The organism is Cellulophaga sp. BC115SP (assembly GCF_009905545.1).
Classification (GTDB): domain Bacteria; phylum Bacteroidota; class Bacteroidia; order Cytophagales; family Spirosomataceae; genus Flectobacillus; species Flectobacillus rivi.
Genome location: NZ_JAAALB010000001.1, coordinates 19,806 through 43,030 on the forward strand (window position 1 = coordinate 19,806; position 23,225 = coordinate 43,030).

Consider the following 23,225-nt stretch of genomic DNA (forward strand, 5'->3'; position numbering starts at 1 on the left):
GATAATTCTATCAATAAAAAATTACCTCAAACAAAGACCTTTTTTGCCAAAACGTAGCAAAAAAACTACTCGAAGCAAGCTCCGAGTAGCCATAAGACCTAAAGTAAATCTATAAGCCGGATTCTGTCAGTCACAAAATGTCCAATTTTGCGCTGTCTTATCATTTATCTCGACGAATCGTCACCGATACGCTCTATCAACCTACCCACTGACATCGGGCGAGCAGCCCTTTTTCCAAACCCGAAAGTTTTTCTCGCCAGCCTATTTGGTCTTTCAACTCATGAGGTTTACCTCTGCCCCGTTTGTCACCAAACGGGCGGTAGGCTCTTACTCTACCTTTTCACCCTTACCCTTACAGGCGGTAATTTTCTGTGGCACTAGCTGTCACGTTTTCGTCGCCAAAACCGTGCCTTCCCGTTAGGAAGCATGACGCTCTTTGTTGTCCAGACTTTCCTCCCCTACATGAAGCAGAGGCGATAAGACGACTTACTTCGCCACAAAGGTAGCGAAATTTATGGATTGTTTGCAAAAAGCTTAAATCCATAAGCTCTTTGTCATACGAAATACTATAATCCGTCGACCTTTAAGTTTAACTTACCTTTAGCAAAAATTACTGCTACAATAGAGTTGGGTGTCAAATAAACCTTATCTGGATTCAAGTCGGTGATATTTCCATTTAAGCTGATTCCTTTGCTAACTTGTTTATTCAAATTTGCCTGAATCTGCTTCTTCATATCGTCCACTTGCCCACCTATCTGAAACGTCATGGCATTTTTCATTACTGAAGTAAACTTTCCTTGAAAAATCCAACTTGCGGTACGGTGCAATAGGTTTTTGGTTTCTAAATCATAGTCAAAATGATCTAGATATACCGACTTTGTCTCAGGACTGTAGGTGGGGATACCTTTGTAATATATATTGCCATTTACACTACCCTTTAGTCCCGCTTTGATTACTACTTTTTCATTGCTTCCATAAATATCCAAAGCAGTTACTCCCACGTTATATTTACCTTCCTTAAATGAAAAATTTTGTCCAACCAAGGTGTCAGCAGTAAGTCTTGCTGCTTCACTAAATGGAATTTCGGCAATGATTCCTACTTGGAAGTCTTCTGGGATTTGTTGTACAACCTTCAAGTCAGGAACTGAGGTTACTGGTTGAACTGTTGGTTTTGCTCCAGTTACAGTTTCTGTATACGCCTTAATCGCAATCGTTGATTTGATGCTATTCCCTGTAGTAACCAGTGGAGTCATTTGCAATTCTACTGGATTAATTTTCAACCATGTACGATACTTGTCTGAGAGCAAATATGGTTGCATAGAAGTATTCCAAGCTTGTACAACGTACTTCTTTATATCTACATTTTTGCGTACAGCATCGTCCAAAGCTTTTAGGATAGTTCCTTGTTTAGATGTCAACGCTTTTTCAACCAAAGAGGTAACATTGATGTCATATCCAGCAATTCTAATGGTTGGCTTTTTGACCCAATCATAACCCATCGGAAAACTCTGCACATTGGCTTCCCAATTAGGATTGATTGAGAATTTTGAACCAAATTTTACATTAAAGTCAAACTGTAACTCTTGTGCTGGCAGTTGCATACCCATCACTTTATATCCTACTTTTACCCAAACTTTGAGTGGCACCGTAAAATTAAAAGTCTCATTTTGAGCAGTTACGGTAATATCTTCTCGCTTCCAGACTTTACACATGAAATTATCATAATTGTTGTCGTCCATGCTATTGTCCTCAAACACCAAATCTTTTACATTGGTATTAATCTGACGAGATACATCTGCCATTGTAATCTCGAAAGGTATTCCTAAGGTAGATAGATAGCGTTCCACTTGTTTCCCTTTTACATTATAAGATTCAGTTGGTGCCGTTGGGTTTGCGGTACTAGCACCTGTATTATTTGAACTTGCGCAGCCTTGTAAAATTAGGGTTCCTAAAGCAAAGGCAGCAATCAATTTTTTCATTGTGAAATTAGGGTTAAATGAAAAATGTTTTTAATTATTACTTGATTTTCACTTTGGTTGCACCATAACCAAACTTTTCTTTTTGTGAATCTTCGAAATATTTGACGTTTTTGTGTCCAGAAAGTTTTTTATGTAATTCGTTTCTCAAAACGCCATTTCCTACACCATGAATAAAAATAATTTCGTCCATGCCATTAGCTATCGCAGCCTCAAATTGCTTTTCAAAAGTACTTAACTGCAATTCTAACATTTGTCTGTTTGACATAAATAAATAGTCATCCGTCAGCTCTTCGATATGCAAATCTACTACTTTAGCTGGCTTTGGAGGTATGACTAGCGTTGGTGTAGATGATGATTTTTCAAACATTTTCTCTACAATCTTTTCTGGTTCAATCTTTACTGGATTTACAGAATCCTCTATATCCAATTGAAACAAATGTGCTTCTTGATTTAGAATTGGAGCCTTTTGTTTATTCTTAAAAAATGTATTAATTCTAAACTTAATCGACTTTATGAGAGGCTGTTTCAACTGCATAAACGCAGGGCGATAATAAAACGCTTGGAAAGTAAATGTTCCCCAATTTTCGAATTCAGGTACTAAAACATGTTGTACTTTTTGCTGCGTTTTTGGTTTCAAAATACCTGAAGCCAAACCTCTATGATGAGGGTCAGTGCCTACCGATAGCATAAACGGCAAATCCCAATCGGTATTGTTGATGATGTACTGAGAAAGTTCACGGTCGTTGACAGGGACAAAGGCCATATAAACACCTTTGTTTGACAAGACGTCAGAAGTAGTTGGACCTACACGGTCATAAATAGAGCGTTGAGGCTCAAAAGTCGGTGTTGAAGCAACTGGTGCTTTGAATACCTTTTGCTCTAATTCCGAAATCACAACAGCTTCATTCCTTTTTACAGGAATACGAAAACCGTCTTCAATCTCTACTTCTACAATATTATTGGGTAAGACTTTAGTTATTATTCCTTCTTCACGTCCGTGTACAAGACGAACTCTATCACCTATATTCATTTTTAAATTGTTTTCGTTGGTTGAATGATAGCGCTGCTATCTATTTTTTATACAATATTACAGACAATTTGGGTAACGAAATGTTATTTTCTCTTAAATCCTATTTCTAAGATGTTGGTTCATTTTAAAAATAGATCGGATGAAAAATTACTCCTTTCTTCGTGCTAAACTCAAGTGTTGGCGCAGGAATTTTGATTTGGTCTACAAGAAATAAAAGGCTATTCAAAAATTTCGATTTTGTTTTAATATGACTCAAATTAAAGTCTAAAGCCAAGTAGTATTGACGGTAAGGGAAAAATCCATTTTGCTGACTCTTAGCTACCTCAGCATTGACCATATCTTGTATCCCATAACCTACAGCCAGATTGAGCCACTTGGGAAACTTGCTTGGTTTCGGCAAAAAACTACTGATATTTCCAGAAAACCAATAGGTTTGCCCATTGTAATCTTTGAGCCATTGTTCACTCATTGATTTGCCCAAAAGTTTAGGATTTTGACTTGCGAGACTGGTATTATGAAATGACCATTTGGGCTGTATTCGGGTTTCACCCCACAAATATTGTTGTCCAACATAAAGACTCGGACCAAGAATATTAGCAGTCATATCGCCCCATGAAAATCCATAGTCAGGCTGAGTGCCATCAAGTATTTCGATGGTTGTCATAAAAGTTAAACTAGAAATCCCAGCCCATAACGCTGCTTTTTGCGGAGATAAACCTGCCCACTTAAATGCTTGCGCATTAACTCTAGTCAAATGGTAATTGGTATAAAAATGTCCTAATTTATCAATCTGAAGCCATTCAGAATTATCATCAAAAAAGCGAAAACCCTGCGCTTTTTCTCCATACCAAGCCGAACTTAACCCTGCAATTGCTCCTGTATAAGCTATAGATTCAGCCAAAATTAAATTTCGTAATCTTTGATGATGCAGTGTATCCGACTGGGCGAAAAGTGGATAATATCCTATAAAGAAGGTTAAGAAAAAATATTTGAGAGAGCGAAAAACCATAGCTTCAACATTAATAATGCGCAAAGCTACAGGGATTTTTAGTTTTCTCCCAAATCGTAACACTTTATGTGTGGTAAACTTATATAAAAAGAAAAGGGGCTGAATCTTCAGCCCCTTTATATAAAAAGATGTTAATGACTAAGAATTAGATTCTGTTCAAAATCTCTTCGCCAATTGCATTTGTTCCTAAAATCATATCTTTAGGAGTATCTTTTGTAGCGATGTCACCTGTACGGAAACCAGCTTTCAACACTTGGTCTACAGCATTGATGATAACATTAGCTTCATCTTTCAAGCCAAAAGAAATATCCAACAACAAAGCTGCTGACAATACAGAAGCCATTGGATTAGCAATACCTTTACCAGCGATGTCGTGCGCAGAACCGTGGATTGGCTCATATACACCTGTACTGTCACCTACTGAAGCAGATGCCAACATACCCATCGAACCAGCGATTTGAGAAGCTTCGTCAGTCAAAATGTCACCAAACAAGTTACCTGTTACTACTACGTCAAACTGCTTTGGATCTTTGATTAACATCATTGCACATGAATCCACAAACTGGTGTGTTACTTCTACCTCTGGATATTCTGGCGCAATTGCTTGTACGGTTTCTCTCCACAAACGGCTAGATTCTAATACGTTTGCTTTATCAACTGACATCAATTTTTTACCACGAGTCATCGCAGCTTCAAATGCTTTACGAGCAATACGTTCTACTTCGTATTTGCTGTAAATCATCGTATCATAAGCTGAATTTCCGTCTTCGATACGCTCTCTTTTACCGAAATACACATCACCTGTTAACTCACGGAAGAACAAAATATCTGCTCCTTTTAAGATTTCAGGCTTGATGCTTGATGCTTCTAATAACTCATCAAACAATTTGATAGGGCGTAAGTTTGCGTACAAACCTAACTCTTTACGCATTTTCAACAATCCTTGCTCAGGACGAACTTTTGCATGTGGGTCGTTATCATATTTGATGTGTCCTACAGCACCAAAAAGGATAGCATCTGAAGCACGCATTTTCTCCAAAGTCTCAGCTGGAAGAGGTTCACCAGTAGCTTCGATAGCTACGTGACCGATAAGTGCTTCATCATAAGTAAATTCATGACCGAATTTCTCAGCGATTTTCTCTAAAACTTTTTTACCTACAGCGGTAACTTCTTGTCCGATGCCATCACCGGGAACGACTAAGATATGCTTTTTCATTTTATTTCTAAGGCAAGGAGTTGTTAGGCACTAGGCAAAAAGTCTAACCTAAACAAATCCTTTCAATTTATTTTTTTTATAAGCGAATACAACATTTTATCTAACTCTATACTCATGCTATCTATCTCAAAAAAAGCATTTTCTGTCAGATAGTTTAACCTTTTTGCAATTTCTATTTGGGTTTGTAGTTCATACAATGATCCTAAAGCCATGTGTAAAAACCTTTTATAATCAGCAGATGAAGATCGACCATAGCCCTCAGCAATATTACTTGGAATTGATACAGCGCATCGACGCATTTGGTTAGTCAACCCATACTGTTCTTCTTTTGGGAAAAAAGAAGTATGAGAGTAACATAGAGTAACGAGGTCAACCCCTTTTTGCCAGACTTTTAAGTCTCTATAGCTTTTTATAAATCCCATAATTTTAATTGTAGAACCTTGAGTTTGATACTGCTAATAACCTAATGCCTCTTTGCCTAAACCCTCTCCCCTAACTAAATAATATTCAACATCTTCTGAGTAGCTTTGATAGCTGATACCGTCTGATCTGAATCTAGTCCTCTGGTTTTAAAGTCTTTACCTTTATGATCCCAAGTAATAATGGTTTCGCAAAGGGCGTCGGTTTTACCACCAGGAGGAATACGTACTGCATAGTCGGTTAGATTAGGCAATGAAATCCCCTTAACACAGTAGATTTTCTTCAAGGCATTCATGAATGCATCGTATTGACCATCTCCTTGAGCACTTTCCTCATAAATTCTCTCACCTACTTGTACTTGTACAGTAGCAGAAGGTTTGAGGTTTTTAGAATGTGTCAAAACATAATTCACGACGACAACTTTTTCTTCAATGGTATTACTATCGAGTACGTCAGAAATAATGTATGGTAAATCTTCACGTGTTACCACTTCTTTTCTATCGCCTAATTCGATAATACGTTGAGTAATCAGCTTGAGGTCGGCATCCGCTAATTTGATTCCTAATTCTTGCAAATTTTTCTCAATATTAGCTTTACCTGACGTTTTCCCCAAAGCATATTTACGCTCACGACCAAAACGCTCTGGCATTAGGTCGTTGAAGTAAAGATTCTTCTTGTTATCACCGTCGGCATGAATACCCGCAGTTTGAGTAAACACGTTTTCACCTGTAATAGGCTTGTTGACAGGAATACGGAATCCAGAGAAAGTTTCGACTAATTTACTAATTGTATATAATGAACTTTCGTTGACAGAGGTTGTAGCCTCTTCTTTCATAAAGTCATTAATTACTGCAATGGCACTCGACAAAGGTGCATTTCCAGCACGTTCGCCCATCCCATTGACAGTCAAATGCAAGCCATGAGCTCCCGCTTTGATAGCTTCCATCACATTGGCGATACTCAAATCGTAGTCGTTATGTGCATGAAAGTCAAAATGCGTAGTTGAATAGCGTTTCACCAACAAATCGATATACTCGAAAGTTTCTCTTGGAGTTAGGACTCCTAAAGTGTCTGGCAAAAGAACTCTTTTGATGGGTTGTTTTGTCAAGAAATCAAGGTATTGTAAGACGTAGTCCTGAGAGTTACGCATACCATTACTCCAATCTTCGAGATAAACATTACAAGCAATACCTTTTGAACCAGCGAGTTCGATAACCTTTGCAATATCAGCAAAATGTTGCTCAGGTGTTTTTTTGAGTTGGTGGGTTAGGTGGTTAAGAGAGCCTTTAGTAAGTAAGTTCATTACCTTAGCTCCCGCTTCCAACATCCAATTGACTGATGTTTCGCCATCGACAAATGTCAATACTTCTACTTTATCGATAAATCCATTTTCGGAAGCCCATTCTGTAACTTTTTTTACAGCTTGAAATTCACCTTCGGACACTCTCGCAGAAGCAATCTCGATTCTATCAACTTTAACTTCTTGTAAAAGTAGTTGAGCGATTGTTAGTTTTTCGGGAGCGGAAAAAGATACACCACTGGTTTGTTCTCCGTCACGGAGAGTGGTGTCCATAATTTCGATATGTCTCATATTTTGCCATAGGCAATAGGCTGTAAGCTATAAGCTCAGGGTACATAAATAAACCCTTAGAGCTTACAGCCTACAGCCTACAGCATCTCTTAGTACAAACTCTTCTCTGCGAATGTTTTGATTTCTTCTTTCATTGATTGTAAATAATCGATGTCATCAAAACCATTCAACATATTATGTTTCTTGTATCCGTTGATAGCAAAGCTTTCGCTTTCTCCAGTTGCAGCAATAGAGATTGTTTGCGCTGGAAGATCCACTATGATTTCCGCCTTAGGATCAGCTTCGATAGCTTGGAAGATTTTGTCCAAAAATTCTGGGCTAACTTGTACTGGAAGGATACCGATATTTAAAGCATTACCTTTGAAAATATCTGCAAAAAAGCTAGAAACAACACAACGGAAACCATAGTCATAGATAGCCCAAGCAGCGTGTTCACGGCTAGAGCCTGACCCGAAGTTACGACCACCAACCAAGATTTTACCTGAGTAAGTTGGGTTGTTTAGTACAAAATCTTGCTTTGGAGTATCGTCTCCATTGTAGCGCCAGTCACGGAAAAGGTTATCTCCGAATCCTTCACGTTTTGTCGCCTTCAAAAAGCGAGCAGGAATAATTTGGTCCGTATCCACGTTCTCTAATGGCAATGGAACCGCTGTTGAAGTTAATATTTGAAATTTATCGTAAGCCATTTCTGATTGGCTTTGGGCTTTAAGCAATAGGCACTAAGCTATTATTTAAAACAAACACCAAAGCATTAAATATTTATACTAATTTTCGACTTAAATGGAATAACTTTTTCTTTATTACATTTATTTTTTGTGCAAGCTCATCAGCATAGTCTGGACTGATATACATTAAGTCTTTAGAAAGTTGAATAAGGTACTCAACCTCGTGAGAAGATCCTTGTGCAATTTGAAGAAATCGTCTAAAATCTGCATCAGTATCTCGCCCACATCCTTCACAAATATTAGTAGGAATAGAAAGTACTGCTCGTCGTATTTGTCCTGTTAATCCAAAAGACTCCTCTCTTGGAAAAGTTTTGGTTACATTATAAATTTCCAAAACTAAACCATGGGCTAACTGCCAAACATCGTATTTTCTAAAGTCTCTCATAATATTAAAGTGAAGGTGTAAACTAAAATGCTTATTGCCTATAGCTTAGAGCTTAAAGCTACAATTACATTAGCTCTCTAGGGTCAGTAACAACACCTGTAACTGCGGCAGCTGCTGCAACTAATGGCGAAGCCAATAGTGTGCGTGAACCTGGACCTTGACGACCTTCGAAGTTACGGTTTGAAGTACTTACCGCATATTTGCCAGCTGGGATTTTGTCATCGTTCATAGCCAAACATGCTGAACATCCTGGTTGACGCAACAAGAAACCTGCCTCTGTCAAGATGTCTAAGATACCTTCTTCTTTGATTTGTGCTTCTACAATGTGAGAACCTGGCACCAACCATGCAGTAATATTATCAGCTTTCTTACGTCCTTTTACGATTGAAGCAAATGCACGGAAGTCTTCGATACGACCGTTTGTACAGCTTCCTAAGAATACGTAGTCTACTTGTTTACCAATAATTTCCTCATTTTCAGCAAATCCCATATAGTTCAAAGACTTCTTGTAAGAAGCTTCTCCATCTTTTACTGCTGATGCAGTAGGGATTTTTTGTGTGATACCTGTACCCAAGCCAGGGTTTGTACCATACGTGATTTGAGGCTCGATTTGAGAAGCGTCGTATGTCAATTCATAATCGAATGTAGCACCTTCGTCTGTCTTCAATGTTTTCCAATAAGCCAAAGCATTTTCCCAAGCTTCGCCTTTTGGTGCCAACTCACGACCTTCTAAGTAATCGAATGTTGTTTGGTCAGGAGCAATCATACCACCACGAGCACCCATTTCGATAGAAAGGTTACACACAGTCATACGACCTTCCATTGACATATTTTCGAATACCTCACCAGCATACTCTACAAAATAACCTGTAGCACCTGATGCTGTAATTTGTGAGATAATGAATAAAGCAACGTCTTTTGGCGTAACACCTTTACCTAATGTACCGTTGATTGTAACGCGCATTTTCTTAGGCTTAGGCTGCATGATACATTGCGAAGAAAGTACCATCTCAACTTCAGATGTACCAATACCAAATGCAATAGCACCAAATGCACCGTGTGTTGAAGTGTGCGAGTCACCACAAACAATAGTCATACCTGGTAGAGTAATACCATTTTCTGGTCCTACTACGTGTACGATACCATTTTTAGGGTTTCCTAATCCCCAGTGAGAGATACCATATTTTGCAGAGTTTGTTTCCAATGCTTTCAACTGATTAGCAGAAAGTGGATCTTCAACTGGCAAATGTTGGTTGATCGTTGGAGTGTTATGGTCAGCAGTAGCGAATGTTCTTTCTGGATAAAGCACACCAATGCCTCTTGTCTCAAGACCCAAAAACGCTACAGGGCTAGTTACTTCGTGAATGAAGTGGCGGTCAATCAAAAATACGTCTGGACCATCTTCAATTTTGCGAACAACGTGTGCATCCCACACTTTGTCGAACAAGGTACTTGCTGAATTACTCATAAACTTTATTGTAAAAAAATAATATGTAACTAATAGAGAATAATCGGTAGGTCTTAGGTAGAAAAACGCATGATTTAGTCTATTTTCAAAATATAAATCAGGATAATTTTCTTCGAAAACTAAGAACCAATGGCAATTTAAAGAAAAAACCAAATAAGATTTGGGTATTCCTCTGAATCACACAACAAATTACCACAAAATAATCCAATAACTCATAACGCCATGAGTTCAAACTATAGCGATTTTAGACCAAATGTATCTATTTGACTAAAATTATTTATTTTAAGTGAAAATACTTACTGTGTTTTGTGTTGAGCTAAACACAGCTTCATCTCCATAAACTACTAATATTCAAACCAATGGATAAAAAAAATAGAAGCTCCTTGGGAGGAGCTTCTATCTTGAAATAAGATTAAAAACTGTATTTTAATTAATTTTACCAGTTATATATTTGTCAACCCAATTCGGATATTCTTCACATTCATCACTAAAAATAAAATCTCTCCCATTTATAACTTTAGCAAAAAAAGCAGCTTTTTCTCCGTCGCCTGAGTTATCAAATAAGTACGCTTCATCCGAAATTTTAATAGCTTCATGTAACAAGTTCATACATCGACTATATCGATCAATTATTTTCTCTCTAGTTACTGGATGTCCGCCTTTTTCTAAGTCCTCTCCCTCTGCTACACCTAATTTAGTGGAATAGTTTATTGCTAAGGCTTGTAAGTCCAATTTCTTTTAACTGCAATATCTCTCAGTTTACCAGCTTTCTTAATCTTTTGATTTTTACTTGTAACCGAAGAAAAATCAACATAGCAGTGACCGTCAAAAGGAATATTATCCTCAGTTGACGACAGTGGATGAATAGATTCCACTTCTTCAACGGTTAACGACAAAACTCCATGGGATTTAAAATTAGTAGTATAATGTTCATACGCGTCTTTGGCGCTAAACTTTTCGCCGTTATAAACAGATAATTTATCCTCATCTTTTTCTGTAGGATTAAAGGCGCCAGACGAAATAGTAAGAGTATTTTCAATAAAAGCCTGATTAGAAACGATATCATTCACTACAAATGATGGGTTAATTTGTCTATGTAATAAAGAATTATCTTTCATTCAAAGTAGAGTAAATTAGAGTATTTAGAGAATCCCATCCAGCTTTATCCTGAAGGGACATTTTCGCTTCTTTTTCATCAGAGTCATCTGAATCATTATAATAGAAAAACTCAATTGATAAAGAAGATAGATTTACGTCGACTACAATATTCCTAATATCTTTTTTCCATTCTAGCTGAATATTCCCATCAATCTTAGGGAAAATTGCAGGTAGTGATAATTTGTTATCAAAATAAGAATTAAACAGATTTTCAAACTTAGCCAATTGCTCTTTGTTTAATGCTTTTCCTCGTCCCTCAAACCAATTATTCTCTAATTTTGAAAGATTGTAGATACGGAGAGAAACATCAAGTGGATCTAATACATCTATCGATTCCACCTCAGTAATCATCTGAATTTTGTCGTCATTCGAATTGAATAGAGCTGTTGCTTTTAAAGAAATGTAAGTATTATTTTTATATTCGTTGAAGGCAATAAAAACATTATCTTTTATATGCTCTTTTAGAGGACATTTAATACTTCCAAAATCAGTTTCAATTTGGAATGTGCCATTTTTCTGATCAATTTCTGGAACTAAAGCATAAAGTTTCTGGCTGCCTAAGTATTCCGTCTTTTGTTCACTGAACAATAACAGCTTTTTTCTAGTAGCTTTATTTAGTATAGCTTTAGAACTTGATTTTGACTCATAATCATACCCAAAGTCTATAGACTCATCATCTAATAGATTTTTACCAATTTTATTAAAATAAGAAAGGAGTTTATAATCTTGCTCTTGAGATAATTCATTTTTATTTACAGATTCAACTATTGAAACAATTTTGTCTTTTGCCTTTTCAAAGTATGTAAAATTGTTTAAAGTTTCCAACGGTAAACTTGATGTCAATGAAAAAGCACTCGCAATAGCAAACTTCGCAATTGAACTACCCTCTTCAATTTCTACAAGCTTCAGATATACTCCATCAGAAAAACCTTTTGGCACGCGCTTCCTGTTAAGGTTTTCACTTAAATAAATTTCTTTTGCAACTTCAATAATTAAATCTTCAAGTGCAGAGAAGTCTTCAAGTATATTTACAGGTAAAGAATGGTCTTCAAATCGAGAACCAACCAGCCTAGGTGCTATAAATATTTTATCGTTCATTTTACTATTATAGTTAGCAAAGGTATTACTCACTTTTGATTTTTCTTATAGGGCGAGTTTATGTTTAGAGTTCTCGTTATTGCAGAAATATAAGAATTGATATTTAGTTCTGCATCCAAAAATAATACATTGTCTTTCACATATATATATTTTCTAGCCACTCGTGATTAGATACTTTTACGTTTAAACCATGACCCCTACAAAAATCTTTAAAGGAAGCTTCTTCTATTTCCCAATTAATCAAAGAGTTGAAGCCGAAACATTTATTCTCTCTTAGGGATTTTTCAATATCATCAGCATTCAAATAAACGCCTATATCAAATTCACTTCTAATACTTTCAGTAATAGTGCTTTTACCAGAACCATTTGGCCCTGCAAATACATATAATGTAGCCAATTATTTAAGTGTAAAGGTTCTAGATACTATTTTTTTTCTTGGACTAATTTCTTTAAGAATATTGGTAGTGCCATCAGGAAACTCTTCTACAATTTCATTACCTCTCAATACACAGACGGTCAATCCTTTGTCCTTTGATTCTTGGTAAGCATTAGCGAGACTCTTATTTGCTATTTCAAGAATTCCTTGAGTTGAATTTTGAAGTGCGCTTTCAACCTCTTCTAAACTCTTTGCATGGTGTGAAGGACGCTCACTATTATACTCTAGAATCTCAATAGTTGAGTTCGGACTTTCTTCATAAACTTTTTCAACAATTAATATCAAGTCACTCTTACCTCTTACAGGAAAAGAAATAACACCTCCTTCAGAAAAGTAAGGTTTTGTATAATACTTTCGGTAAGCCTCTATTTTTTGAGAAGTACTTTTTAATATATTGTGTAAACTCCTGCCTCGATTAACCCTTTTGTGTTGAATATTTCTATTACTTAGTTGTATGTTTTGTTTGGTGAGATGTTCCATACTCCTAGGTAAACGAACTATCCAGTTACCATCAGAGCGTCTCTTTATTATTTTTATATTTTCCATATCAATCCGCTTGTTTACAAATCATTATAAATATACAATTATCATACAGAAAACGAACAAATATCATTACAATTGTGAAACGAATCATCCTCATTATTAACCTAATACCCTCCCATATACTTTCTCAATACCCATTCAGTAGTAAACAATGCTATGATTAGGAAAAATACCCATTTAAGATTGATAAACTCCTTGAGATCTTCATTTGATTCAATTTTCTCTGGAGCTTTATGTGCTAAAATTTGTTTTTCGAGCTGTGCAAGCTGACTGGCTGGTAAAAACTTCCCTCCTGTTTGCGCTGATAATTGTCGTAACAAATCAAAATCCGCAGTAGTATTACTTAATTCTATTTGTAAATCCTTTACGATAAATTCACCTGTACTTTGCTCGTTTTTACCCAGCACACTTGCATTGGCTTTGTACTGGTACACGCCCGCAGGCAAGGCACTAATTTCAAACTTCGAGTTATCAGCAGATGGTGTATAGTTATATTTTCTGACACGACCCTTTTCATCTTTTAATTCGAGTGCTACAGGGATATTATACATTTTTTCATAAATACCATTGTATATCTCTGTTTCAAAAACAACTTTATCGCTTAACAAAAACTCGTTTGAAATGGGATAAACTCTCAATTTACGTTTATCGTCTTTAGCAGATAGAAATTGTACTACTTTCAAGAATATATCATCTATTAATTCTTGCTTTTCGGTCAAATCAAATTCCTCTAAACGCCAAGTCCAAATACCCTCTCCTGCAAAAATAGCAGATTTCTTCGGTCCTGTATTAATAGCGAATAATGGCTTCTGTGTTTGTAATGAACCTATTTTCTGATAAAGAATTACTTCCGAATTTGGCAATAAAGTAATGTCTCCAAAAGGTACCGAAACCTGTGGAAATTGTTTGATTAAGTCCAAAGACTCAGCTTCAAAATTGAGTGATTTAAAATTCCCGTTATAATATCCAGTCACTTTGTCGGTTTGACCTGCTTGAGAATTGATACGCATTACTTGATTCAACTGATTGAGATAAGTTGTTCCCGTTTGGTTTCCCAACACAAACAACGTTGGTATTCCTTTATCAAGTAATGGTTTATAGATATTTGAATATGAATTGAAATAATCAGGCAACTGATGTAAAATCAACACGTCATAATTTTTATTGGACAAATCTGGAAATGGATTTTCGGTCAAAATTTTGACATCTATTTCAAAATTTTCATTCTTATCCAACATACTTTTAATGGCCTTGATATCTGGATGTGGCGAAAGTGCCATCAACAAAACTTTCTCTTTTCCGTCAATCACCTCCACATAGACATCTTGTTGATTATTTTTGCTACTAAACTCGCCACCAAGTACATCTACCTGAACCACAAAGTGTTGTACTCCTTTTTGCGAAGCTAAAGTATTAAACGAAACAGTTTTAAGGTCATCCTTTTGCTGAAAATTAATGACTTGTTTCTCTAACGTTTTTCCACCTTGTTTTAGATAAACACTTACTGTTTTTCCCTGAAAACCATACGAGCTAATATCTGCCTGAATAGGAAATTTGTTTCCTAAATAGGCAATTTTATTGGCATAGATGGACTTTACAGCAATATCTTTTTTAGGAATAGTATCGCCTAGTCCAACAGTATGCACTGCAAACGTAAACTTTTCGCTACTAGGATTTATACCTTCATTGACAATACCATCTGTCAACAGCACTACATCTGAAAGATTATTTCCTTCTTGGGCATTTTTGATTCCAGAGAGTAAACTTGAAAGATTCGTACTTTTTTGATTAAACTGAATATCAGTTGCCTTTTCTGGATTTTGTCCATCCAACGTTGTCCATGAAATCTCAAAATCTTCTTCTTGCAATTTTTCTTTCAATGATTCCAATTGAGAAAGTACTCCACTCAAAATTTGCTTATTGGCAATTCCCATTGATTGCGAATTATCAATCGCTAGTACTAAAGTACGTTTTTGAACAGATTGGGTTATTTGGCGAATCAAGAAATTGAGTAGCAGCAAGCAAATTAAACTTACTCCAATAAAGCGAAAAGCCGCCAATAAACGATTGGTAGATTTGTTCCAAGGAGTTGGAGAAATTTGGTATAAAACAAATGCATAAATCGCCCCTGCTAGCAAGCAGAGCAAAATAAACCAAGGAGATGATTGAAATAAAAAGTCGAATTTCATAGAAACAAAGTACTAGGCAAAACTCACAATGTCCGTTAGCAAACAACGAGCCTCAGTCATTTGACCACATTTTTAAGAATAGGAAAAGTAACACGTCTATCAAGCAAACGACGTTCCACAATTGATATTTTACTCAAAATAACCTAAAAAGGAAGATTTTGCAAAGTTACAGCCCGACAAATGGTGATTTAGGGTAAGAATACTTTTAAAAAGTGTTAAAAACAAAAAAGCAATAGATATTCGAATTTGAAAACCTATTGCTTTTTATAGTAGGATTTGTGTATTTCCTACGTCAACATACCACCGTCAACTTGTAATACTTGACCAGTGATATAGCGAGACATATCTGAACCTAAGAATACGCAAGCGTCAGCCACTTCTTCAGCTTGACCTCCACGTTTCAAAGGAATTGATTTTTTCCATTCTTCGGTAGCCGCAGCATTCAATTCGCCAGTCATTTCGGTTTCGATGAAACCAGGAGCCACAGCATTTGAACGAATATTACGAGAACCTAATTCTAAAGCAACTGATTTTGTAAAGCCGATTATACCAGCTTTAGAGGCAGCATAGTTAGCCTGACCAGCATTACCACGCAAACCAACCACAGAAGTAAGGTTGATAATAGAACCAGACTTAGCTTTCATCATTGGTTTTGTAGCTGCTTTTGACAGGTTAAATACCGACTTCAAGTTTACTTGAATTACAGTATCCCACTGTTCTTCAGTCATACGCATCAACAAACCGTCCTTTGTGATACCAGCGTTGTTTACCAAAACATCGATTTTACCGAAGTCGGCAACAACTTGATTCATCAAGTCTTCTGCTTGTTGATAATCAGAAGCATCAGAACGATAACCTTTCGCTTTGATACCCAAAGCGGCCAATTCAGCTTCCAAAGCTTGTCCTTTTTCTACTGATGACAAATACGTAAAAGCTACTTGAGCTCCTTCTTGAGCAAAACGAGTAGCAATTGCTCGTCCGATACCTCTAGAAGCCCCAGTTACTAAAGCTACTTTATTTTCTAGTAAACCCATTGTTGTTGAATAATTTAATGAAAATGAATGCTTACCGACAAATGTCAGACTGCCAGACACATCCAAGTTTTTTGAATCCCAAAAATAGCAGAACCAAATAAGATGACAAAATAAATCAGGAGAATAAGGTGACTTTACCTATAGTAATTCGTTTACTTTTGAAGAGGTTTTTATTGTAAAATCTGTTAAAACATTTTATTTTTGAAGCTTCTGATACCGCCGTTCACTTCACTTAGCTATTGCATTCAACAATTCTCTTTTAAAACCGCACCAACATTTATTAAATATTTGCGGCATTTTCTTCGATGCACATAAAGTACCTTACATAAATCTTGTTATTAGGGATAATGGCATGAAATGTGTGCGATTTTATATTCATTAATCTAACAAACTCTTAATTTATACCTTGCTTTTGTATAAGACATTATTATGAAAACTTATTTTGTAACACAAAATTCACGATTTGATACTTACCCACTATCCAGATTTCTCTCAGCGATTATGGTCTTTTTTACCATGTCTACTGTGGCACAAAATAAAGATGGAGTCAAAAATGCTAACGCCCAAATGTGCTTCAGTAACAAATCTGGAGTTCCTCTCGTAAATTCAAAAGATTTGGATGGTAAAGACATTTTGGCATTTCCACTCGATAGGCTAAGAAGTAATGTCAGATATGGTTTTGTTGAAAACTATCGTCAAGGAATGGCGCGTATTAAAAAAGACCAAGTATGGGGTTTCTTAAATCTTTGTGGCGAAGAGGTTATTCCTTCTCAATACGAAGATGCTGAGCCTTTCAATGGTGGTAAGGCGCTTGTCAAAAAATTTAATTGGTTCTTTGTAGATAATAATGGTGTGGAGAGTGATGTTTTTGAAAATGTAGTTTCCGCAAAGGCATTATCCAATGGATTTAGCTTAGTTAAAATAGCAAGTGGTAAATATTCAATTATTGATAACTCTTTTGACAAAACGGGCACTTATCTTTCTCCATTTTATGACGATATGACGGTTATCAGTCCAACAAGTTTGGCGGTTAAATTGAACAACAAATGGGGTATCATGAAATTAGGAGATAAACAAGCTCCTATTCCTTCATTTGATTTGATTGCTCCTATTGGCAAAGAAGGATTGATGAAAGTGAAAATTGGAGATAAATTCGGAGTAGCCACAATTAATGGAGATATTATTCTAAAACCAGAATATGGTATTCTCACTGATGCAGATACACAGGGTTTTATCAAAGGTATTGAAGAAAATAAGCAACAGATTTTCAATACGCAAAATTTACAGGTGAGTAAACCTTTCAAAGCTATAAGTGATTTTGATTCGAGAGGATTGGCAATCGTTCAAGACGAGAATAATTTGTTAGGACTTATCAATAAGGATTTTGTACCTATTATTACTCCTCAATTTAACTCCATCGGAAGTTTAGGCGAATTTGACCTTATTCCTGTTAGCAAAATAGTGGAAGGCAAAGGAGTAAAATTTGGTTTTATCAATCTACAAGGCAAGGAAGTAATCCCGATGATGTACGAGTCCGTTGGAAAGATCAACAAGAAAGGTCTTTTGGTTGTAAAAGAAATTGTGAGTTGTAATCTAGATGCGAAAGGCAGTAAGATTGGCACTTGCAAGGCAGATAAAGTCATCGATATTAATGGAGGTATTATTGTACAACCTGTAACAAAATACCCTGATGCTGGAAAAATCAGTTATGCAGTTACAGATTCTATTATGCAAAATATGAATGTCATCAAGACATTTAGAACAGAGGATAAAGGCAAAAATGCAAAGGTTATCTTAGTAAGAGAAGACGATTTTAAGGTAATCACACCAGAGCCTTTTGAGAGTATTCAAACGACTGCCCAAGGACAAATTCTCTTCGTAAAACTAGATGGTTTATGGGGAACTTTAGACATTTCAGGTAAGTATATCACCAAATGTCAGTTCAAATCATTTGCACCCTCTAAAGAAGATTATTTCTTAGTGCAAAATGCAGAAGGAAAATTCGGATATGTAGACGCAAAAGGAAAAATCCAAGTAAATCCTGAATACCAGTCACTTGAACCATTTAGTAATGGACTAGCTGTAGCTTCAAAAGGCGTTAATCAAGTAGGTTTAATCAATAAGTTTAATGCAAAAGTAGCTCCTTGTATCTTCAGCACAGTAAGTTTAGATTCTGGAGGAAATTATGACCTAACAGATAGTAGTCAAAATAAATTTAAGCTCAATAAACAAGGCGACTGTTTGAGTAATTGCGCTAAGTTTGATGAGGTAAGAAGCAAAGTAAATAAAGAATAAATACTCTCTAAAAGGATTTGTATTTTCTTGGTTGTTTTACAAAATCGTGTTCCAGTAGTAGAGACGCAATGTTTTGCGTTTAAAGAAGTTGAGTGTTGAAAGATAATATCAAAAAAGGCGTTCGAAAAAATTATTTCGAACGCCTTTTTTGAGTACCTATAAAAATGCTACTATTGTTTAATTGCCAAACTTTAGGTGCAAAGCATTGTGTCTCCAGCTGCAAAGTGCAATAGTCACTCCATTGAAAACACTCATATCAATATCCATAAAAAAAGAGCTTGGTTTTCACCAAGCTCTTTTAACTATTTCGTTTATACTACTCTTCTGTAGCAGGAGCTGCGGCAGAAGTACGAGTCAGTGTTAATGAGTCTCCTTCTCCTGAGTAATCAGCCAAAATAACATCACCTTCAGCTAAATCACCTTTCAGAATTTCTTCAGCTACTGGATCCTCCAAATAACGTTGGATAGCACGATTCAATGGACGAGCACCATATTGTTGGTCATATCCCTTCTCAGCTAAGAAATCTTTCGCTTTTTCAGTCAACTCTACTGTATAACCCAATGCTGAAATTCTTGTAAACAATTTTTTCAACATCAAGTCGATAATCGAGTGGATATGTTCACGTTCAAGCGAGTTGAACACAATCACATCGTCCAAACGGTTTAAGAACTCTGGAGAGAACGCTTTTCTCAAAGCATTTTGGATAGTTCCTTTTACTGTTTCGTCTAAGCTATCAGCTTTAGATTTTGTTGAGAAACCAATACCTGTTCCAAAGTCTTTTAAATCACGAGCACCAATATTTGACGTCATGATGATGATTGTATTACGGAAGTCTACTCTGCGACCCAAACCATCTGTTAAGATACCATCATCCAATACTTGCAACAACAAGTTGAACACATCTGGATGAGCTTTTTCGATTTCATCTAATAATACAACTGCGTATGGCTTACGACGGATTTTCTCAGTCAATTGACCACCTTCTTCATAACCAACGTATCCTGGAGGCGCTCCGATTAGGCGCGATACACTGAATTTCTCCATGTACTCACTCATATCAATACGGATAAGAGCGTCTTCTTTGTCGAAAAGGTATCCAGCCAATACTTTAGCCAACTCAGTTTTACCAACACCTGTAGGGCCTAAGAAAATGAATGAACCAATTGGTTTTTTCGGATCTTTCAAACCTACACGAGTACGTTGAATCGCTTTCACCAACTTCACAATAGCTTGGTCTTGACCAATCACTTTACCCTTCAACTCCTCGTTCATATTCAACAATTTCTGACCTTCAGTAGCGGCAACACGACTTACTGGAATACCAGTCATTTGTGCAATTACCTCTGCTACACTCTCTTCAGCAACTGTGTAACGACGACGTTTTGTATCTTCTTCCCAGTCACGTTTAGCTTTATCCAATTGCTCTAACAAACGTTTTTCACGGTCGCGCAATTGAGCAGCCTCCTCGTATTTCTGAGATTTAACTACAGCGTTTTTCTCCTTCTTGATATTTTCGATAGCACCTTCCAATTGCACGATATCATCAGGAACTGTGATATTAGAGATATGTACGCGAGCACCTACTTCGTCTAATACATCGATTGCTTTGTCTGGCAAGAAACGGTCAGAAATATATCGTTCTGACAGCTTAACCGCTTGTTCAATAGCTTCTGGAGTATAAGTTACGTGGTGGTGATCCTCGTATTTATCCTTGATATTGTTCAAAATCTCGATAGTTTCTTCTACAGTTGTAGCATCTACCATTACTGTTTGGAAACGACGAGCCAAAGCACCGTCTTTCTCGATATATTGACGATATTCATCTAAAGTGGTTGCCCCGATAACTTGGATATCGCCACGAGCTAAAGCTGGCTTGAACATATTCGAAGCATCCAAAGAACCCGACGCACCACCAGCTCCTACAATCGTATGAAGCTCATCGATGAATAAGATTACATCTGGAGACTTTTCTAGTTCGTTCATTACCGCTTTCATACGTTCTTCGAACTGACCACGGTATTTTGTACCAGCCACTAAAGAAGCCAAATCGAGGGTTACCACACGCTTGCCAAAAAGTACACGAGATACTTTTTTCTGCACAATACGTAGTGCCAAACCTTCAGCGATAGCGGTTTTTCCTACCCCTGGCTCACCAATCAAAATTGGATTATTTTTCTTACGGCGAGACAAGATTTGAGCTACACGTTCAATTTCTTTTTCACGACCTACAATTGGGTCTAATTTTCCTGCTTCAGCAATTTTGGTAAGGTCACGACCGAAGTTGTCCAACACTGGAGTTTTAGATTTCTCTGCTCCTTTATTAGCCGTTGCACCACTACCCATGCCCGAGCCACTCGCAAAAGATCTTGCGTCATCATCGTTATCGTCTGTATCAGACGGTCCCGATTTGATATTTGGGTTAGATTGATATTCGACCATGTCCTTAATCATATCATAGTTAATTTGGAACTTCTCCAAAATTTGGCGAGCCAAGTTGTCCTCATCTCTGAGAATCGCCATCAACAGGTGCTCAGTTCCAACGAGATTCGTTTTAAATATACGTGCTTCTAGGTAAGTCACACGAAGGACTTTCTCTGCTTGACGAGACAAAGGGATATCCTGTTTGTTTTTAATGGTGTAATTAGAGCGAGCCACTCCTTGAGTAGCTTTTTCGATGGTAATACGTAGGTCTTCGAGATTTACCCCACACTTCTTGATTAATTCGAGTGCAATTCCTTCGCCTTCACGAATCATACCCAAAACGAGGTGTTCCGTGCCTATGTAATCATGTCCTAACCTGATCGCTTCTTCGCGGGCTAGAGAGATTACCTCCTTAACTCTGTTTGAAAATTTTGCCTCCATGCGAAAGAGTTTCTGTTTTTCTGGTTCATAGTTTAAAAGCAACGACAACTGAGACTTTCAAACTACCTAAATAACACTAAATTCGCCAAGTTTGTTCATTTGAGAGTTGATTGCTCAAGTATCTTTCTGGCTTGATTTCCCTGACAAAACAATAAGTCGAGGATTGATAAGTTTGGCTCAAAATCACTGCCAAAATTCTGCCGATACTCTACTGGCTCATAAATATTATTTTGGCTGTAAGACCTTTTCGGATGTATTTGCCCTCTGTAATCGTTTTGAGCTACTTTTTCGTATTCATTCGTAAATATAATATTTTTTTCGACTTTTAAAAGTTTAAGACAAATTGTCAGCAACTCCATATTTAAATCGAACAAAAAGTCAGGTTTCTTTTCAAATATTTTTGCAAAATAGTCTGCATAGTATTCAAAAAATGGTGCTTTTCCGTAAGCCGAATAAATAGCTCCCCAATGACGACGTACCCAGTCTTGATGATATTCTACTTTAATGTCTTTCACCAGAATTTTTGAGTTTCCATTCTGTACTGGAACAGAAAGTACATCAATTTTATTTGAAGCAAGTATTTTACAACGATTTCGGTAACTTTGCTTTTCGTAATGTTCGTAAGCCTCAATCTGAATAGTGTCGTGTTGCAATATGCAAGCAAAATACTCTAGGCTTGGCAGATAATGTAAATCAATAATCATTTATCTAAAATAATGAATTTGGGGTAATTTTTCAAATATTAAGCAACTTTTTGCCGATTTTTTAAGTTAAAAAATCTTTTTTCGCAGAATTTACCAATGTTTATTTGGAATTTGTTATTCTAAAATATTGAGTGTTTCGAATATTATTAAAATAAATACACTACCATAATTCAGTAGTAATCTGATTTTTATCAACTCTCTTATATGTTATTTTTTAGAATGCTTTCTAGGCTTCCTATGCCGCTTTTGTATGGTTTTTCGGATTTCCTATTTTTTGTAACCTACTACTTAATTAAGTATCGTAGAAAGGTAGTTCTAATAAATTTACAAAATTCTTTTCCAGAAAAAACAGCGAAAGAATACGATCTACTCGCCAAAGCTTTTTATCATAACTTGTGCGATGTGATTGTTGAGTCCCTAAAATTACTCACAATTTCGGTAAAAGACTTAGAGAAAATGGTAGAGATCAATGGACAAGAAGTGATTGATGAATGCTTGCGTAATAATGAGGTGATGCTAATTATGTCGAGCCATATCAATTGCTGGGAACTTGTACCGCCAAGAACAACGCAAACAGGCGTACTTATCGATGTGATTTACAAACCACTTTCAAGTCCGTTTTTTGACAAACTGATGTACACCATCCGTTCTCGTTTTAATATTACGCCCATTCCGATGAAGCAAACTTTTCGTGAAATGGTAAAAAAGAAAGGCCAACCTCGTATTGTAGGGATTATCTCAGACCAAGCTGCTGAAACACCTGATTTGGCTTATTGGACTACCTTTTTACACCAAGAAACTGATTTCTTTTTAGGTACCGAGAAAATGGCTCGTAGTTTCAACTATCCGATTCTTTATGGAGAAATGGTTCGTAAGCGTCGTGGAAGATATGTAATCAATTATTCGCTATTGGTAGAACGACCTTATGAGCAATATCAAATGGGTGAAATCACGGAAATATATGCAAGAACTTTGGAAAAATCTATTCAAGAAAACCCATCCGACTGGCTCTGGTCACATAGAAGGTTTAAGCATAAGAGAAGTAAATGAGGGGTAAGGCACTAGGCAAAGAGGGGATTGAA

General features: G+C 36.6%; 20 protein-coding genes and 1 other RNA gene. 2 read left to right on the top strand and 19 right to left on the bottom strand.

What is annotated here, in order from left to right:
• Window positions 1-96: 96 nt before the first annotated feature.
• The 17 genes from rnpB to fabG all read right to left on the bottom strand — a co-directional run bounded on the left by rnpB (window position 97) and on the right by fabG (window position 16,281).
• Window positions 97-493: RNase P RNA component class A (gene rnpB / locus GVN22_RS00085), an RNA gene on the bottom strand.
• Between the two features lie 73 nt (window positions 494-566).
• Window positions 567-1,979, bottom strand: coding sequence for a DUF4403 family protein (locus tag GVN22_RS00090; protein WP_166549035.1), 1,413 nt, complete (start codon window positions 1,977-1,979; stop codon window positions 567-569).
• A gap of 37 nt (window positions 1,980-2,016) precedes the next feature.
• Complete coding sequence (locus GVN22_RS00095; protein WP_166549036.1) at window positions 2,017-3,009, bottom strand: DUF2027 domain-containing protein; 993 nt, start codon at window positions 3,007-3,009, stop codon at window positions 2,017-2,019.
• A gap of 124 nt (window positions 3,010-3,133) precedes the next feature.
• Window positions 3,134-3,910: a DUF2279 domain-containing protein gene (locus GVN22_RS00100; RefSeq protein ID WP_166549037.1), complete on the bottom strand. Its 777-nt coding sequence runs from the start codon at window positions 3,908-3,910 to the stop codon at window positions 3,134-3,136.
• Between the two features lie 253 nt (window positions 3,911-4,163).
• A complete protein-coding gene (leuB, locus tag GVN22_RS00105) occupies window positions 4,164-5,234 on the bottom strand; it encodes a 3-isopropylmalate dehydrogenase (protein ID WP_166549038.1) in 1,071 nt (356 codons plus the stop codon).
• A 62-nt stretch (window positions 5,235-5,296) separates the two neighbouring features.
• On the bottom strand, window positions 5,297-5,656 hold the full coding sequence (locus tag GVN22_RS00110; RefSeq protein ID WP_205690734.1) for a four helix bundle protein: 360 nt from the start codon (window positions 5,654-5,656) through the stop codon (window positions 5,297-5,299).
• Between the two features lie 74 nt (window positions 5,657-5,730).
• Window positions 5,731-7,245 (bottom strand): alpha-isopropylmalate synthase regulatory domain-containing protein, encoded by a 1,515-nt coding sequence (locus tag GVN22_RS00115; protein WP_240915537.1) that lies wholly within the window; start codon window positions 7,243-7,245, stop codon window positions 5,731-5,733.
• 89 nt (window positions 7,246-7,334) lie between these two features.
• Window positions 7,335-7,931, bottom strand: coding sequence for a 3-isopropylmalate dehydratase small subunit (gene leuD, locus GVN22_RS00120; protein WP_166549039.1), 597 nt, complete (start codon window positions 7,929-7,931; stop codon window positions 7,335-7,337).
• 73 nt (window positions 7,932-8,004) lie between these two features.
• Entirely contained in the window at window positions 8,005-8,355 is a 351-nt protein-coding gene (locus tag GVN22_RS00125; RefSeq protein WP_166549040.1) for a four helix bundle protein, read from the bottom strand.
• A 64-nt stretch (window positions 8,356-8,419) separates the two neighbouring features.
• Window positions 8,420-9,823, bottom strand: coding sequence for a 3-isopropylmalate dehydratase large subunit (gene leuC / locus GVN22_RS00130; RefSeq protein ID WP_166549041.1), 1,404 nt, complete (start codon window positions 9,821-9,823; stop codon window positions 8,420-8,422).
• 426 nt (window positions 9,824-10,249) lie between these two features.
• Window positions 10,250-10,555, bottom strand: a complete 306-nt coding sequence (locus GVN22_RS00135) for a hypothetical protein (protein WP_166549042.1) — start codon at window positions 10,553-10,555, stop codon at window positions 10,250-10,252.
• The gene (locus tag GVN22_RS00140) at window positions 10,537-10,941 is read right to left on the bottom strand and encodes a hypothetical protein (RefSeq protein WP_166549043.1); all 405 of its coding nucleotides are present in this window, start codon (window positions 10,939-10,941) and stop codon (window positions 10,537-10,539) included. Before GVN22_RS00140 ends, GVN22_RS00135 begins: the two co-directional genes overlap by 19 nt.
• A complete protein-coding gene (locus tag GVN22_RS00145) occupies window positions 10,931-12,079 on the bottom strand; it encodes a hypothetical protein (protein WP_166549044.1) in 1,149 nt (382 codons plus the stop codon). The genes GVN22_RS00140 and GVN22_RS00145 overlap by 11 nt, the downstream gene beginning before the upstream one ends.
• Window positions 12,080-12,215: 136 nt before the next feature.
• The gene (locus GVN22_RS00150; RefSeq protein WP_166549045.1) at window positions 12,216-12,476 is read right to left on the bottom strand and encodes a hypothetical protein; all 261 of its coding nucleotides are present in this window, start codon (window positions 12,474-12,476) and stop codon (window positions 12,216-12,218) included.
• On the bottom strand, window positions 12,477-13,061 hold the full coding sequence (locus tag GVN22_RS00155; RefSeq protein WP_166549046.1) for a hypothetical protein: 585 nt from the start codon (window positions 13,059-13,061) through the stop codon (window positions 12,477-12,479).
• Window positions 13,062-13,162: 101 nt separating this feature from the next.
• On the bottom strand, window positions 13,163-15,247 hold the full coding sequence (locus GVN22_RS00160) for a vWA domain-containing protein (protein WP_166549047.1): 2,085 nt from the start codon (window positions 15,245-15,247) through the stop codon (window positions 13,163-13,165).
• Between the two features lie 287 nt (window positions 15,248-15,534).
• Window positions 15,535-16,281, bottom strand: coding sequence for a 3-oxoacyl-[acyl-carrier-protein] reductase (gene fabG / locus GVN22_RS00165; protein ID WP_166549048.1), 747 nt, complete (start codon window positions 16,279-16,281; stop codon window positions 15,535-15,537).
• Window positions 16,282-16,710: 429 nt separating this feature from the next.
• Between fabG and GVN22_RS00170 the strand changes: the two genes are divergently transcribed.
• Entirely contained in the window at window positions 16,711-18,576 is a 1,866-nt protein-coding gene (locus GVN22_RS00170; RefSeq protein ID WP_166549049.1) for a WG repeat-containing protein, read from the top strand.
• Between the two features lie 316 nt (window positions 18,577-18,892).
• Here the strand turns inward: GVN22_RS00170 and GVN22_RS00175 are convergent, their stop codons facing one another.
• Window positions 18,893-21,439: an ATP-dependent Clp protease ATP-binding subunit gene (locus tag GVN22_RS00175; RefSeq protein ID WP_166549050.1), complete on the bottom strand. Its 2,547-nt coding sequence runs from the start codon at window positions 21,437-21,439 to the stop codon at window positions 18,893-18,895.
• A 95-nt stretch (window positions 21,440-21,534) separates the two neighbouring features.
• Complete coding sequence (locus GVN22_RS00180; protein WP_166549051.1) at window positions 21,535-22,143, bottom strand: WbqC family protein; 609 nt, start codon at window positions 22,141-22,143, stop codon at window positions 21,535-21,537.
• Window positions 22,144-22,347: 204 nt separating this feature from the next.
• On the opposite strand from GVN22_RS00180, the gene GVN22_RS00185 reads away from it, so the two are divergent.
• On the top strand, window positions 22,348-23,193 hold the full coding sequence (locus tag GVN22_RS00185; protein WP_166549052.1) for a lysophospholipid acyltransferase family protein: 846 nt from the start codon (window positions 22,348-22,350) through the stop codon (window positions 23,191-23,193).
• Window positions 23,194-23,225 lie beyond the last annotated feature (32 nt).